Annotated in this window: 11 protein-coding genes and 1 tRNA gene; 4 read left to right on the top strand and 8 right to left on the bottom strand. The window is 37.2% G+C overall.

Annotation, left to right across the window (positions count from 1 at the left end):
* Window positions 1-176: 176 nt before the first annotated feature.
* Window positions 177-845, bottom strand: a complete 669-nt coding sequence (locus tag H3T44_RS08610) for a GntR family transcriptional regulator (protein ID WP_198196886.1) — start codon at window positions 843-845, stop codon at window positions 177-179.
* Window positions 846-937: 92 nt separating this feature from the next.
* Here H3T44_RS08610 and H3T44_RS08605 point away from each other — a divergent pair, with 92 nt between their 5' ends.
* From H3T44_RS08605 to H3T44_RS08595, 3 genes are all read left to right on the top strand, one after another.
* A complete protein-coding gene (locus H3T44_RS08605; protein WP_198196887.1) occupies window positions 938-2,155 on the top strand; it encodes an MFS transporter in 1,218 nt (405 codons plus the stop codon).
* Between the two features lie 686 nt (window positions 2,156-2,841).
* A complete protein-coding gene (locus tag H3T44_RS08600) occupies window positions 2,842-4,218 on the top strand; it encodes an APC family permease (RefSeq protein ID WP_122122916.1) in 1,377 nt (458 codons plus the stop codon).
* Between the two features lie 16 nt (window positions 4,219-4,234).
* Complete coding sequence (locus H3T44_RS08595) at window positions 4,235-5,671, top strand: FAD-binding oxidoreductase (RefSeq protein WP_232347580.1); 1,437 nt, start codon at window positions 4,235-4,237, stop codon at window positions 5,669-5,671.
* 68 nt (window positions 5,672-5,739) lie between these two features.
* Here the strand turns inward: H3T44_RS08595 and H3T44_RS08590 are convergent, their stop codons facing one another.
* Window positions 5,740-8,046, bottom strand: coding sequence for a nitric-oxide reductase large subunit (locus H3T44_RS08590; protein ID WP_232347581.1), 2,307 nt, complete (start codon window positions 8,044-8,046; stop codon window positions 5,740-5,742).
* A 290-nt stretch (window positions 8,047-8,336) separates the two neighbouring features.
* Window positions 8,337-8,873, bottom strand: coding sequence for a D-glycero-beta-D-manno-heptose 1,7-bisphosphate 7-phosphatase (locus H3T44_RS08585; RefSeq protein ID WP_198185532.1), 537 nt, complete (start codon window positions 8,871-8,873; stop codon window positions 8,337-8,339).
* Between the two features lie 271 nt (window positions 8,874-9,144).
* On the opposite strand from H3T44_RS08585, the gene ilvD reads away from it, so the two are divergent.
* Window positions 9,145-10,980, top strand: a complete 1,836-nt coding sequence (ilvD, locus tag H3T44_RS08580; RefSeq protein WP_110439549.1) for a dihydroxy-acid dehydratase — start codon at window positions 9,145-9,147, stop codon at window positions 10,978-10,980.
* Between the two features lie 103 nt (window positions 10,981-11,083).
* On the opposite strand, the gene H3T44_RS08575 is transcribed toward ilvD, so the two are convergent.
* The 5 genes from H3T44_RS08575 to H3T44_RS08555 all read right to left on the bottom strand — a co-directional run bounded on the left by H3T44_RS08575 (window position 11,084) and on the right by H3T44_RS08555 (window position 16,412).
* Window positions 11,084-11,974 carry a glycosyltransferase gene (locus H3T44_RS08575; RefSeq protein WP_110439550.1) on the bottom strand — a complete coding sequence of 297 codons (891 nt, stop codon included), beginning with the start codon at window positions 11,972-11,974 and terminating at the stop codon, window positions 11,084-11,086.
* 140 nt (window positions 11,975-12,114) lie between these two features.
* Window positions 12,115-12,190, bottom strand: a tRNA-Glu gene (locus tag H3T44_RS08570).
* Between the two features lie 55 nt (window positions 12,191-12,245).
* The gene (recJ, locus tag H3T44_RS08565; protein WP_110439551.1) at window positions 12,246-14,051 is read right to left on the bottom strand and encodes a single-stranded-DNA-specific exonuclease RecJ; all 1,806 of its coding nucleotides are present in this window, start codon (window positions 14,049-14,051) and stop codon (window positions 12,246-12,248) included.
* A 15-nt stretch (window positions 14,052-14,066) separates the two neighbouring features.
* Window positions 14,067-15,062 carry a class II fructose-bisphosphatase gene (gene glpX, locus H3T44_RS08560; protein ID WP_198196888.1) on the bottom strand — a complete coding sequence of 332 codons (996 nt, stop codon included), beginning with the start codon at window positions 15,060-15,062 and terminating at the stop codon, window positions 14,067-14,069.
* Between the two features lie 27 nt (window positions 15,063-15,089).
* The gene (locus H3T44_RS08555; protein ID WP_198196889.1) at window positions 15,090-16,412 is read right to left on the bottom strand and encodes a homoserine dehydrogenase; all 1,323 of its coding nucleotides are present in this window, start codon (window positions 16,410-16,412) and stop codon (window positions 15,090-15,092) included.
* Window positions 16,413-16,422 lie beyond the last annotated feature (10 nt).

The following is a 16,422-nucleotide window of genomic DNA, read 5'->3' as shown; positions in this document are numbered from 1 at the left end:
TTAGTTCTGTATTTTTTTGTTTTTATATCAAAAATATTTTGTTTATTAAAAATTAAAAAAAAATTATTTAATATCATTTTTTGTAGAACAATTATTTTTTAAGGAATATTCTTATATTCTCACTTTAATATTTAAAGAAATTAGGTTGAATTAATTCTATTCTTTGTAAAAGATGTTTACTTAGATGTTAAAAAGGCGCCTTGAGCCCTAAGACTTAGCTGTTTTTTTTGAAGTGTACTTAGTAAGTTTTGACGTGTTCTTGAGATATGGTTTTCAATAAGTGATATCGTTTTTTGTATTTTTCCCTTTTTTAAGGCAATCATTATTTGACGATGTTCATCCCATCCCGTGTGATCATATTTATTTTCAAGCCAGCGGGCTCGTCTTAATCTCATCATTGCATTTTCAGTGCCTTGAATAATAAATTCATTTTCTGACAGTTTTGCAATCCATATGTGAAAATCATGGCCAATTTGATCAAGCTGTTCATGAGTTGAGGTTGGTGAAATTGAATTCAGTAGATTTTCAACTTTTGAAATATTTTTATCTATAACTATTTGTGTTGTTTCTTGAATAGCGGCAACCTCAAGTATTTTACGATAAATGCACACTTGAGAAATTTCTTCTAGATTAATCGGGGATACAATCCAACCGGATTTTTTGTGAATAACCAGTCCCTCACTAGCAAGTTTAAATAATGCGGTTCGAATGGAGGTTCTAGAAATTCCAATGAATCCTACAATATCACGTTCTGTTATACGTTCACCCGGCGCTATTTCCATATTCAGAATAAGATTTCTTAATTTTATTTCAGCATGCTGAGCTTGAGTAAGGGTTTCGTTCATAAATTTGTTTCCTATTATTGATTATATGATAGGATCATTTTGGTATACCAAATTGGTATACCAATTAAAGGCAATTTTATGGTGGATTTATCATGTCCTCAACAATTGAAACAGATCAAGATGAGTCATATTGGGTTCGCAATCTTTTTGTTTGTTTATTTGGATCATTTACAACCTTTTTTGCAATGACATTAATGTTGCCTTTTTTACCGATCTATGTTCAGCAGTTGGGAGTCAAAGATCATGCAAGTATAGCTCAATGGTCAGGAATAGCCTATAGCGCAACATTTTTTATAGCAGGAATGATTGCGCCATTCTGGGGATATCTGGGGGATCGTTATGGTCGTAAACCAATGCTTCTTAGGGCGAGTCTAGGTATGGCCGTGACAATGGCATTGATGGGATGTGCGACAAATATTTGGCAATTGGTTGGATTACGATTGCTTGCTGGTTTTGCTGGCGGATATTCTTCAGGTGCAACAATCATGATTGCTGCCCAAACCCCCAAGGATCGTTCTGCTTGGGCACTTGGACTGCTTTCATCCGGTATCATGGCAGGAAATCTGATTGGCCCCCTGATTGGGGGGATATTGCCATCTTTAATAGGAATCCGTATTACGTTCATAGGGGCAGGATGTTTAATTTTCATTACGTTTCTTGTTACATTGGGTTTTATTCGAGAATCTTCAAGGTTGGTTATTCATGAAAAAAACGTTAAAGGAAATTGGTCCGATATTCCCAATAAAAGATTGATTTTCATAATGCTGGTTACGGGCATGTTACTAATGATTGCCAATATGTCTATCGAACCAATTATAACCTTATATGTTCATCAACTGGCTGTTGAGCAATCCAGAATAACTTTCTTTGCAGGTTTGATTATGTCGGCTGGTGCTTTTGGGAGTATCTTGTCTGCTTCATGGCTTGGTCATTTAGCGGATAAAATAGGTCATGCACGGATTATTATCTGGACCTTAATTATTGCCGGGATATTGCTTGTTCCTCAAGCCTATGTCACGTCAGTCTGGCAACTTATCATATTACGTTTTTTTATGGGATTGGCCCTTGGTGGTTTAATGCCCTGCATTATAACAATCATTCGACATCAAGTTCCAAATCATTTAGTGGGAACTGTATTGGGTTATACTATTTCCGTACAATATGTTGGTCAGGTTATCGGTCCATTGGCTGGCGGGTTTGTCAGTGGTTATATGGGTATGTATTTCGTATTTCTCGCAACAAGTGTTCTATTGCTGATTGGTGCCATAGGCAATTGGTTTGTGCTAAAAATATTGGATTATAAATATTAATATTATATTAAAAAGGCTAATTTAATGGTTTATTTAAAAATGAATAAAGAAAAACAGCTTTTCTATTTATGGATTTTCAAGATTTTATATTAAATAATTTTATATCTTTTTCAGTCGCTGGACAGATTACGGCACTGGATTATAAATTAACTGTTTTAAAAGCTGCTTGTGTCAATAGTGATTCTGCAAACACATAATTTTCTGACAGATAATTTTTTTTCAAAAATTTGGTTCTGTTATATATAATGATGAATTACTAAGTCAGCTTTCATAATACTACTGATACGTCTTCCCGATAAATTAAATTAAAACATTTTTCTTTCATGGGTCTAGATAGTAGGTTCTATTTTTATTCATAAAATCTTCTGTTACTTTTGATTCCTTTGCAAAAAACATTCTTATAAACGAAATTCAGGTTTTGATCCTATATCTGTTTTTTTTGCAAATAAAAGGTTGATTAATTCAAAAATATGTCTCATTAACAGTATCCTTTGCATAAGGCAAAGTAAATCTGTTGATAACAATGATATGTGATATTAATTTGTAAAAAATATTTTCTTAATAAAAAAAATATTTTCTTAATAAAAAAAATAGTTTCTTAATAAAAATGTTTTGTTACTATAAATTTTATAAATAATGTTCTCAAAATTGTTTGTAAAATTTATTTAGATAATAAAGGCAGGCATATGAATGAGTTAGCACCGCACCAAGCTCAGTTATCTCTTTGGCGAGTTATTATCATTGGGATAGCTTACATGACTCCCATGACTGTTTTTGACACATTTGGTATCGTATCAGGTGTAACGAATGGTCGTGTTCCTATGGCTTATTTATTGGCATTGGGTGCCATCATGTTGACTGCTTTTAGTTACAGTCGACTCGCTGTTATTTTTCCTAAATCAGGCTCTGCTTATAGTTATACCAATCAAGTTTGCGGTAAAATTAGTGGTTTTATTGTCGGGTGGGGAACCCTGCTTGATTATCTCTTATTGCCAATGATTAATAGTTTACTTTCAGGAATTTATCTCAAAGCTTTATTCCCTGATATTCCCGCGTGGATGTTAATCATTTTTTATACGGCATTAGTTACGTTTATTAATTGTCGAAATATTAAATTTCTTGCCAATCTTAATGCCTTGTTCGTTGGTATTCCTTTAATTTTGATGGTTTATTTCATCTATTTGGTTATTCATGCTTTGGTCTTTAAATATGATGTATCGCACGTAATGACGTTAAAACCTTTGATGAATGGGGACAATTCTTTTATTCCCTTGGTAAGTGGTGCTGCTATTTTATGTTTTTCTTTTTTGGGATTTGATGCTGTAACCACGCTTGCAAATGAAACTTTTGATGCCAGAAAAAATATACCGCGGGCGATTATTGCTACGGTTTTAACGGGTGGTATTATCTTTTTTGTATCGGCATGGTTTATCCAGCTTTACTATCCGAATAATAGCCCTTTCAAAGATCCTATTGAGGCAATGCCTGAAATTGTTTTGTACGTGGGGGGGAAATTGTTTCAATCGATCTTTTTATTAGCTATCTTGATTAATACTTTCGCTTCGGCTCTGGCATCGCATGCCAGTGCAGCACGCTTAATTTATATTATGGGGATTGATGGGGTTATTCCATGGAAAAAATTGCAATATATTCATCCTCACTATCGCTCTCCTATTGTTTGTGTGCTGTTGGTGGGAATTCTTTCTTTAAATGCTATTTTCTTTCGGTTAGATACAGCCGTCTCATTAATTAGTTTTGGTGCGATGGTAGCTTTTAGTGCGGTTAATATTTCTGTGTTTATATGGTTTGTATGTTATAAAAAAGAGTTTTCAACGCTTAAACAAATTTTAAAAAATATTATCTGTCCTTCTTTGGGAATGTTCTCCGTAATTGTGATGTGGACTAATTTAAAAGAAGACGCACTTTTATTGGGAGGCTTTTGGACCGCTTTAGGAATAACCTATATTTTATACTGTAAAGTTCGTAAACGGCCTTTATTTAAAAGGCATGATTTGTCTTTAACGTCTGGAGCAGATATTCATGTAGCTAAATCAACATTATAAGTGTGGTCGGATGAGAATGATGAATACAGAACAAAAACTTGAAAAACCTATTTTAACAGAAGATGTTACCTTTAGAAAAACGGATGAAGGTCCTAAACAGGAAGAATGGAACTGGGTTGATTCGCGACAAGTACAAGATGAGGATGTATTAGCTAGACCCGCCAATTATTATGAGGCGACTTTATCCCCATGGAAAACATTTCCAGCCTTAGAACATGATTGTGAATGTGATATGGTAGTGGTTGGTGGCGGATTGCTTGGGGCTTCTACGGCTTTACATTTGTCAGAATCTGGGGTTGAAACAATCCTTCTTGAAAAAAATAAGGTGGGGTCAGCTGCTTCGGGAAGAAATGGCGGACAATTGACGCCTGGATTGGCACGATGGGAAGCAGAATCTATTATTGAGAATTTCGATTATGACGAAGCTTGTCGTTTGTGGAAATTTACATCCATTGAATCGTTTGATCTTATTCAAGAAATAACAGAACATTATGCCTTGGATTTAGATATGCGTCGTGGGCATTTAACCGCGGCGATTCATCCTGGTCATATCAATGCTTTGACGGTTGGGGCAGATGCACGTCGATATTTAGGTGATGATAGTGTTCGCATTTTAGGGCCTTATGAAATTCGTGATCATATCAATTCAGAACTTTATTATGGTGGTGCTTTGGATAAGATTGGAGGGCAAATTCATTCTTTAGGTTTAACGCGTGGTTTGATTTATGGTTTTGTTAAAAATGGTGGGCATGTTTATGAAGATAGTGAAGTTCTAAAAATAGAAACTGTATCAGAAGGGGTATCTATTGAAACGGCACAGGGTAAAATTCTTGCTAAAAAAGGAGTGGTATTAGCCGTTCACCATACGACCTTTCAATTATTATCAGATGTTAATTCAACCATTCCTTTTTATACTTATGTTGGTGTTACTAATCCGATTGAGGGGGGGAGTAAAACATTACTTCCGACACAAATGGCTGTTTATGATACGCAGCTACAAATAGATTATTATCGCCCGGTCCGTAAAGAGCGTATCTTATTTGGAGGGCAAGGAACAGGAATGCGATGGAATTCTGAAAAAGTTATTGATTATTTAATGTTACGAATTAAGACTATTTTTCCTCAACGTGATGATATTCATTTAGAATTAGCGTGGAGTGGAACAACTGATTTAACCCTAAATGGGGCGGTAGATTGTCGTAAATTAGGAGAAAAAGCGCCTATTTATGCGGTTCATGGATGGAGTGGTCATGGGATTGCCCAAACGGTCCGTATAGGCAAAGCGATACGAGATGATTTCTTAAAATTAAATGATGATTTTGAAATGCTGGCCTCTATCGAGCACCGTTCAATTTTAATGGGGAGACAACTTGCACCTGTTGCAATTCCTTTAGCCAAGTCGCTGTTGGGACTTGGAAATAAAATTACACCCGGTAAAATGATTTCTTTCTGATAAAATTGCTCGTCATTATTATTTATTTATTGAATTTTGACGAGCTTTTTATAAAAGAAATAGAAATGTTATTTTTTAAAAATAGGTTTGAGTTTTACGATAAAATCCCAGCACATAATTAAAGCGCCTATAGAAAAGAAAATATCCCCGATTATACGTAACCATTGCCAAAATGTTTTGGTGTCATAAAAGCTTAAGCTTCTGGCGTAAGTTAATCCGTGTTCGTAAACAGCGTTGAGTTGGGGCCAGCCGATAGGGAAAAAGGTTAATGTAGTCCATAGGACAAGTGTGATATTATAGAGGAATAAGGCAATATATCCCCATTTTTCTATAAATGGATATTTGTCACTAGCAATATATCTTAAACAGAAATAAATCATTCCCAGTCCTAAAAGACCAAAGGCTCCAAAAAGAGAGGTGTGGGCATGATTCAAGGTTAAAAACGTCCCATGTTCATAATAATTAACAAGTGGTGCATTTAATACACCCCCACCAAAGACACCCGCACCAATAAAATTCCATACTGCAGCAGCAATAATATACATATATCCCAATTTATACTGGAAAGTCTGATGGGCTGTAATGATTTTATATTCGTCAATAGATTCGATAACCAATAGAATTAGGGGTAAAACCTCGATAAATGAGAACATGCTTCCCATGGGGATCCAAATGGATGGTTCACCGGCCCAATACATATGGTGACCTGTGCCAATGACCCCACCAATAAAGATTAGGATAAGTTCAAAATAAACTGTCCGCTCAGCAAAACAACGGGAAATCAATCCTATCCCCATCAAAAGATAGGCGGTAACACATGCCGTGAAGAATTCAAAGGATTCCTCAACCCAAAGATGAACGACCCACCATCTCCAGAAATCGTCCATGGTATAGGACTTGCCTATTTCAAACATGGGTATCATGCCAAATACGTATAAAACGGCAATATTTAGAGTCGATAACCAGAATAAATGTTCAAGACGTATATTTCCAATACGGAATGATTTAAAGGCTCTTTGCCAGTGACGTTTATCGGGCCAGAAGGAGCGGAATACTAAATAACTCCAAAACAAAAGAGCAGCAAAAAAAGCATATTGCCAACCTCTGCCTAATTCCAGATAGGAATTGCCCTGGTTGCCGAACCAAAACCATAAATGAGGTAGGTAACCCATGATGCCCAGATAGTTGCCAATGACAATACCCGCAATAACTATCACTGATGCATAAAATAAAAGATCAACAAGTATATTCTGATATTTTGCTTCTTTTCCACTGATAATTGGCCCTAAAAATAGAGCTGAACCAATCCAGGAAAATGCAATCCATACAATCGGGGTTTGCAAATGAATACTTCGTAGAAAATTAAAAGGTAAATATTTTCCTATTTCAAATCCGTAAAAACTTGTCCGTTCAGAATAATAATGGGCCATTAATCCACCCATTAGAAGCTGGACGAGGAAAATAGTGGCAACAAATAAAAAATATTTACCGATTTTTTTCTGGCTTGGGGTCAGATTCTTAAATCCGTCGATAACCTGGTCCATCGCCTCCCTATCTTCACCAGATAGCCAGATACGATTGATCATGATCACGGCACCAAAGCCTGCAAAGGCAAAACAGAACCCAGCCCATGTCCAGGTAAAGGTTTGGCTGGTAGGTTGGTTTCCTGCAATGGGTTCATAAGGCCAATTTTGTGTCCAGGATATGGTGCTGTTGGGGCGATGGCCTACGGATGTGAGGGCTGTATAGATAATAAATTCAGAAGTACTTTTGGCATCCGCCTGATTTAATGCATGAGCCCGCGAGTAACCGGCCTTGAAATTATCCTGTACTAATTCTTGAGATAAATTTTTTCTGACATCGACGATTGCCTGACTAAACGCAGTAGGAAAACGTAAAGATTTCTGTGTAAGATCAACGTTATGTAACATTATTTGCATTTTTCTTTGAATAAGGAATTGTTGATCTGAAGTTAATAAATGAAAAGACTGATGAAATTTTTCTTGGGCTAGATATTCTTGAATTGCTTTGGCAAGATCCACGAGAGTTTTGGCAGTATAATCGGGTCCAAACATGGATCCCATACCGTATAATCCACCGTAATCAATCAGATCGGCTTTTTGAAAACCCTGTTTTCCAAGAAAAACATCTTTGTCTGTGAATAAAACCTTATCTTGTGATGAAATGAATTGAACTGGAATAGGTGGGCTTTGCTGATAGGTGAATAATGTTGCCCATCCCATAAATAAAAAACATAGAAAGGCTGAAATTAAAAGTAGCCATTTCAATTTTCTGTTAACAGGGTTCCTGTTAAGCTTTGTAAGTATTTCTGATGTTAGAGTACTGATAACACCATCTTGATAATTACTTTTCATAGACTTATCGATTCAGTATTTTTAAATATATTTATTTGAAATAAAAGGATTCTTAATATTTAAGTAAAAGATTTATTTCAAATACATCTTATATAACGTTTAATATGAAAAGGCAATAAAGATGTATTTTAATTACATCTTTTTAATTTTTACGAATTAATAATAAAAATGACGAATAAGTTTGATTGTAATTGAAAAAATGTTAAAAGATATTAATTGATTAGTAATAATGTTAATATATATAGAAAATTGATTTTCAATTATAAAAAAGAATTTATAACGGACTTAAATTAATATTTTAATTGTTTTTTAATTATTTTATTCAAAAAAGATGCAAGATTTTTCTCTTTAAAAAGATATCCTGCAATATTTGCATTTTCTGCAGCCTGTAAATCAGTCGATTTATCACCAATCAAAAAAGAATGCTGACGATCAATGAATAAATCATGAATTGCATGTTCAATCATTCCTGGATGCGGTTTACGATCAGGATGATCCTGTCGATACTTTTTAATCTTGGCTTCTGGATGGTAGGGACAATAATAAAAGGCATCAATAGCGGTATTATATTTTTTTAGTTTTTCTTGAATATAGCGATGAAAGTTCTGGACATCCCGTTCTGTGAAAAAACCGCGTGCAACCCCGGATTGATTGGTTACTACGACGGTAAGGAAACCGAGTTTCTTGGCTTGACAAATAGCTTCTTCAACCCCTTCAACCAAAATTAAATCTTCCAGACGATAAGGATAATTCGTATCGATATTGATAACACCATCCCGGTCAAAAAAGATTGCAGGTTTTATAAATTTTGATAAAAAACGGGACATTCGAGAATATTTTCTATTTCATTGATGATTGTTAAATAAAATAATTAATTCGTTTTGACCGGTTATGAAACGGAAATCAATTTAAAAGTTTTCTTATCACGTTTAAAGATTTATGATGATTTCAAATAAAGAAAGCGGTTGATTGTAAGATATAATAATAATTTATTAAAAAAATCATGTATAAAATTGCTTTTACAGAATAGTGAACTAATTCAATAGGAATTAATTTTAATCATAATTTATTTTAATTTTTTCATGCAAGGGTTAACGGATGCCTCAATATCGTTCATACATTTCTACTCATGGTCGTAATATGGCTGGTGCACGTGCTTTATGGCGTGCAACTGGAATGAAAGATGATGATTTTCATAAACCAATTATTGCTGTGGTTAATTCTTTTACCCAATTTGTTCCTGGCCATGTTCATTTAAAGGATTTGGGCCAGATGGTTGCAAAAGAAATTGAAAATGCCGGTGGCGTGGCAAAGGAATTTAACACAATTGCGATTGATGACGGAATTGCGATGGGGCATGATGGAATGCTATATTCCTTACCAAGTCGAGAGATTATTGCTGATTCAGTCGAATATATGGTGAATGCGCATTGTGCAGATGCAATGGTTTGTATTTCGAATTGTGATAAGATAACTCCTGGGATGCTAATGGCTGCAATGCGTTTGAACATCCCTGCTGTTTTTGTGTCCGGTGGTCCAATGGAAGCGGGTAAAAGTCATCTGGCTAATCATAAACTGGATCTGATTGATGCGATGATTGCCGCCGGTGATGATAATGTTCAAGATAGTCAGGTAACGGAATATGAACGAAACGCCTGTCCAACCTGTGGTTCTTGTTCTGGTATGTTTACGGCCAATTCCATGAATTGTCTAACCGAAGTTTTGGGTTTTTCCTTTCCTGGTAATGGCACTTTGTTGGCTACGCATAAAGATCGCCAGTTTTTATTCAGAAGGGCGGGCAAAAGAATTGTTGAACTTTGTAATTCTTATTATAGGGATGGTAATGATAAAATATTGCCACGTTCCATTGCAACGAAAGAGGCCTTTGAAAATGCGATGGCCCTAGATATTGCTATGGGGGGGTCAACGAATACGATTTTACATCTTTTGGCCATAGCACAAGAAGGGGAAGTTCCTTTTACATTACAGGATATTGACCGTCTATCTCGTAAAATACCACAATTATGTAAAGTGGCCCCGAATACTCAGCTCTACCATATTGAGGATGTGCATCGGGCCGGAGGTGTTTACGGAATTCTGGGTGAACTGGCTAAAGCGAATTTATTGCATCTCAACACGATCACGGTCCATTCAGATAGTTTAAAGGATGCTATTCTTCATTGGGATATTATTTCAACACATGAAAAATCTGTTTTGGATTTTTTTAAAGCCGCTCCCGGTGGTATCCCTTCTCAACAGGCCTTCAGTCAAAATCAGCGTTGGAAAACGTTGGATCAGGATCGTGTTGGCGGCTGTATCCGTGATATTGAACATGCATATTCCAAAGATGGTGGACTGGCTGTTTTGTATGGTAATTTAGCCGAAGATGGGTGTGTTGTAAAAACAGCCGGTGTTGATCAATCAATTTTGGTATTTGAAGGCAAGGCACGTGTTTTTGAAAGCCAGGATAGTGCAGTTGAAAGCATTTTATCAGACCAAATAGAACCCGGGGATATTGTTGTTATTCGTTATGAAGGACCTAAGGGAGGTCCGGGAATGCAGGAAATGCTTTATCCAACCAGTTATTTGAAATCAAAAAATCTTGGGAAACTTTGTGCGTTATTGACAGATGGACGCTTTTCAGGTGGAACATCCGGTTTATCAATTGGGCATGTATCTCCAGAGGCTGCTGACAAAGGAACAATTGGCTTGGTTAAAGACGGGGATACAATTAAGATTGATATTCCTAATCGCTCCATTCATTTGCAGGTATCGGATGATATCCTGAAACAGCGCCGAAATGAGCAGGATCAAAAGGGCTGGAAACCTGTCAGGGCAAGAGCACGTAAAGTTAGTATGGCCTTGAAATCCTATGCGATGATGGCAACCAGTGCGGACAAGGGGGCTGTTAGAAATAGAAAATTATTTGATTAATTAAAACAACTACGCTTTTAGTGGGATAATTGTTTCATTATTTTATTGAAAGCGTATTATTTCGTAAAAAAATGTGTTTTGAAAATGCAATATAGAATTTTATTTAAAAAAGAATATTTTTAACTTTATAATTAAATCCATCTTTTATTCCATTAAATAAATATCTTAAGGATTGGACTCTATTTTTTTGAATCACGCATAAAAGGAAACATGTCATAATTCTGCATAAAGTTGAAGGCAAAGTAAAAAAAGGTTTGTTCCTGTAAATTTTATGGGTAATGATCAGGTTACGTACAAGATAATATAATTTCTTATTTGAAAAAATTTGGGAATGTAAAATAACATCATGTACAAAAATAAAATCTGGAACATACAGAATTTTATTATTTTTTTGTGACAAGTAATATGAAAAAGCCAAATCGTCAAAATAAATAAACAGATCATCTATTATTATATGGGCGTATTTTTTTAAAATGTTTTTATGAATAATGGTTCCTACAAACGAAAAGGTTTGTACCTCACAGATTGCATCAGACTGCGGTAAAAACTGTTTTGGGTTTATTTTATAATGTATTGTGGCCAGTAAAGTTGAAGGTATTTTTTTAAAGGGTATGTTCATGGAACATATTTTATAATCAGGGGTTAATACCCTGCAGCAAAAAATTTGATAATTGTCCTTTTTGAACTGGATAAAATTATCAAGCAAATTCTCAGCTGGATAGGCATCATCATCAAAGAAAAAAATCCAGTCTATGTCTAAAGACGCAATATATTGGGCACCGTACTTAAATCCACCCGCACCCCCAATATTATTTTTCATGCGCAAGATTTGTAGGCGGGATTCTTTTAGAGAGGATAGCCATTGTTCTGTACCATCTGTGGATGCATTGTCAATGACTATTATTGTATCAAATTTAAGGGCAAAAGTTGCGCGTAAACATAATTGTAATTTATTCAGCCGATTGTAAGTTACAATGAGAGCAGCACATTTCATTTATGGGAGAGCCATTTAAAAGAATACATATTTCTTTATATAGCATAAAACAATAGAATAAGTTAAAATAACAAATGGTTATTTAACTTCAGACTAGATATGAATAATATTCGATGCAAATAATTTATGCAATAAATTATTGGCGTCCCGTACGGGAGTCGAACCCGTGTTGCCGCCGTGAAAGGGCGATGTCCTAGGCCTCTAGACGAACGGGACAGAGGCAATGAAGGTTTTAATACATGGGTGTGATCTCTTGGTCAAGTAAAAAATATTAATTTTTTATAAAACTTGCATCTTTTATAAAAAAAGTTGTATTTTCCTTTCCATTCCATTGATTGTTACGTAACCATCCTGCCAAATGAACAGGTCGCCGGTTTTGAGAATCTTCTAAGAATACAGTTATCGGATTCTGATCTGCACGGAAGAGAAGGGCTTTTAAGGATTGTCTTTCTTCTCCCTGAATGATTAACCGTAAGGTATTCCCATCTTTGCCTATCCTGTCCGTACGGATAATGTGTACATAAGACAGGACAATGAGGGGTTCTTCATTTCCATTTCCAAAGGGAGCCAGATTTTCAATCTGTTTGGCCAGTTCAACGGAGGCTCCTGCTGGAGTGATGACGGTTTCAATTTCTAAATCTGCGACAGTCGGATAATGAGTGGCCTGGTTTAAATAATGATTAAGAAAATCGTGTAATTTCTGGCTTTTGTCTTTATGATAGCAATAACCGGCTGCCATTGTATGACCTCCTCCCTGGATCAATAAATCAGCCTGTTTTGCTGCGATAATAGCGGCTCCCAAATCTAGGCCAGGAACAGACCGGCCAGAGCCTTTGACGGTGCCATCCTGTAGTTCTGTCCCGATTAAAATTGGACGGTTGATTTGTTCCTTGATGCGGCCTGCAACAATGCCAACGATACCGGAATGCCATTTTGGATTGCTAAGCATAATGACGGCATTACCTTGTCTATATTGTTCCATTGCTTGTTCGGTGGCCTGATCCAATACATCTTTTTCAATATTCTGCCGTTGTTTATTGATGGTATCCAGACGCTCGGCAATCAGTCTTGCATCAAAGGGGTTAGAGTTCGTTAATAGCTGTAATCCAAGACTTGCTTCGGAAATACGTCCACCAGCATTAATTCTCGGACCTAATGCGAATCCGCAACTAAAGGCGTTGGGTACTTGCGTAATTCCAGCAACATCCAATAAGGCAGCCAACCCTATACGTTCACGTTTTGCTAGGATTTTCAAGCCTTGCGTGACAAAGGCTCTATTTAAGCCTGTCAAAGGCATAACGTCACAAATTGTCGATAAAGCGACGAGATCCATTAATTTAAAAAGATTAGGTTCAGGGTTGGTTTGAAAATAATTTTTTTCCCGCAGATTTCGGGTAATTGCAATGGATGCAATAAAGCTTACTCCACCGGCACAAAGATTGCCTAGTCTGGATGTGCAGTCTAAACGATTAGGATTGACGGTTGCATAAATATTGGGAACGATCTCTGATTTATGGTGGTCAAAAACGATAAGGTCTGTTTTTTCCTGATTAATCTGATCAAAAACGGAATGAGCTGCGGTTCCACAATCGACACAGATGATAAGGGTTGCCCCTTGTTGAATAAGCTGTTCCAGCGCTTGCACATTTGGACCATAACCTTCCTTGAAACGATCTGGAATGTATGAAATGGCTTGATTTCCCAGCATGGAAAAAAAATCGCTAAACAGGGCTGTGGCACAGCCACCATCTACATCATAATCGCCAAATATGGCAATTTTCTCATGGTTAATTATGGCATCGGCAATACGTGCTGCCGCTTTGTCCATATCTTTTAAACAAGAGGGATTGGGGAGTAATGCTTTAAGGGTTGGGGATAAAAAAAAAGGCAAATTTTCCGCGGAAACCCCTCTTAATGCCATCATGCGACCAACAACCTCGAAAAGGGAAGCTTTCTGAGCAATCGCTTGTGCCTGACGATCCAGAAAATGCTGATCCAGAGAAGAATGACGCCATACCCACTGGCGTCCTGAAAGACTTTGACTGACATTAAGGACTAGAGAAGAGGTTTCCGACATAGAGATTTGAGGAATTTAAATGGTTGTTTGAGGTTTGTTACGCGGGTCGTGGCAAGCGTTAATGAAACGGATGGTTTTTGATACTGATCTCGTAACTATTGAATTTGTCCATACATGATTTCCTTTCCAGCGCACACCTTTAAGGATATCACCATTTGTAACCCCTGTTGCCGAAAATAAGACATTTCCATTGGCCATGTCATGAAGGGAAAGTTTGCGTTGCGGATCAAGGGGATTCATCTTTCTGGCACGATCAATCTGCTCTTTATTTTCAAAAAGCAGTCTGCCCTGCATTTGCCCATCAAAACAACGTAATGCCGCAGCAGCAAGAACGCCTTCTGGGGCACCACCTGATCCTATGACAATATCAACATTACTTTTTGGGAGACAGGTTGAGATAATGCTGGCAACATCGCCATCAGAAACTAGTTTGACATGAGCGCCGGCTTCACGGGCTTTGGCAATAATTTCCTCATGACGCTCTCTTTCCAAAATGCTGAGAGTTAAATCAGAAACATCAACTTTTTTCGCTTTTGCAAGGTTCATTAAATTAGTTTTAACATTATTATCTATGTCAATGACACCTTCGGGGTAGCCCGGACCAATGGCAATTTTGTCCATGTAGATATCAGGGGCATGAAGAAAGTTCCCCTTTTCCGCCAATGCAACGACAGTGATCGCATTGGGCAGATTCTTGGCAACGAGATTTGTTCCTTCCAATGGATCGACAGCAATATCCATTTCGGGTCCGCCAGCCCCAACTTTTTCACCAATATAAAGCATGGGAGCCTCATCCATTTCACCTTCACCGATTACGACGGTGCCTGAAATGGCAACAGTATCAAAAGCTTGCCGCATGCCTTGAACGGCTGCTGCATCAGCTTCGTTTTTCTTGCCAAGTCCAATCCAGTGAAAGGACTTAAGTGCTGCAGCTTCCGTCACGCGTACGAGTTCAAGCGCCAAGTTCCGATCAGAGACGGTATAACCAGATTGAAAAGGAGGTTTATTCATGATTTAAAATTTCCTTGTATGTAATGATTATGGCTCTTCAATGCGGATCATGATGGGTTTTTCCAGAATTGCAGGAAGGTCATAAATTGCTTTTAATGACTTTAATAAAGAACTTTCCTTGTTTTTATGAGTCACAAGTACGATAGGAACCGTATTTTCAGAATCAGTAGTCATATGATTTTTATGTTGCAACAGGCTTCGTAGGGAAACATTGTTTTCTTTGAAAATGGTTGCAATATCAGCCACAACACCTGGTTTATCCTCAACAATAAGACGTATATAATAGGCTTTGTTAAAATCCGAGTTGGGGACAAGTGTTGCGGGACGGAGTTCATTCCAGTCCGTTCCCCACATGGGTATTGTATTGCCTCTGGCGATATCGATGATATCAGCGCAAACAGCCGTGGCGGTTGGGCCTTCGCCAGCTCCGGCACCTTCAAGCATCAGATAACCTGAAAATTCGCCTTTTGTTCTGATGGCATTAATTACGCCATTAACACGGGCCAAGGGAGAGGACTGAGGTAAAAGTGCGGGATGAACACGTAATTCCAGTTTGTTTTCTGAATGATATTGTGCCATACCCACCAATTTAATCGTGTAACCCAATTCTTGGGCATAATGGATATCATGTGGAGAGATGTTTCGAATTCCTTCAACAAAAATATCTTTGAAATTGAAAGTATACCCAAAACCAAGGCTTGCCAGAATGGCAAGTTTATGGGCGGCATCAAGTCCATCAATATCGGTGGATGGATCAGCTTCGGCATATCCAAGTTGCTGAGTTTCCTTTAGGATGTCTTCAAAACCTCGTCCAGTTCTTGTCATGGTGGTCAACATGTAGTTACAGGTTCCGTTTAAGATTCCGCCAATTTCAATCAGGCGATCTGCCGCCAAGGCTTCTTTGATGGTTTTAATAATTGGAATTCCACCTGCAACGGCAGCTTCAAAAAGTAATGGAACATTTTGACTGGCAGCCATTTTGGCAAGTTCGTTACCGTGCAGAGCAATCAGGGCCTTATTTGCTGTAACAACAGCTTTTTTATTTTTTATTGCTTCACAGACAAGTTCATAAGCCGCTCCATTTGCACCGCCGATCAATTCAACAACAACATCTATATCAGGATCAGTTGCAAGATCTAACGGATCTTCGTACCATTTAAAAGTTGTTAAATCAATATTTCGATTTTTATGGCGGTTTTTGGCATTCACGGCATGGATGCGGATCGGGCGTCCAGCACGGTTCGTTATAGTTTTTTGATTATTTTGCAATAATCGTAACACGCCAATTCCTACGGTTCCAAGACCAGCGATTCCAAGGTTTAAGGGTTTATTAACCGAAGGATTATCCATAAAATTTCTC

It is taken from the genome of Commensalibacter sp. M0355 (genome assembly GCF_016101365.1).
GTDB classification, from domain to species: domain Bacteria; phylum Pseudomonadota; class Alphaproteobacteria; order Acetobacterales; family Acetobacteraceae; genus Commensalibacter; species Commensalibacter melissae.
This window is presented reverse-complemented; position numbering and strand designations above follow the sequence as displayed.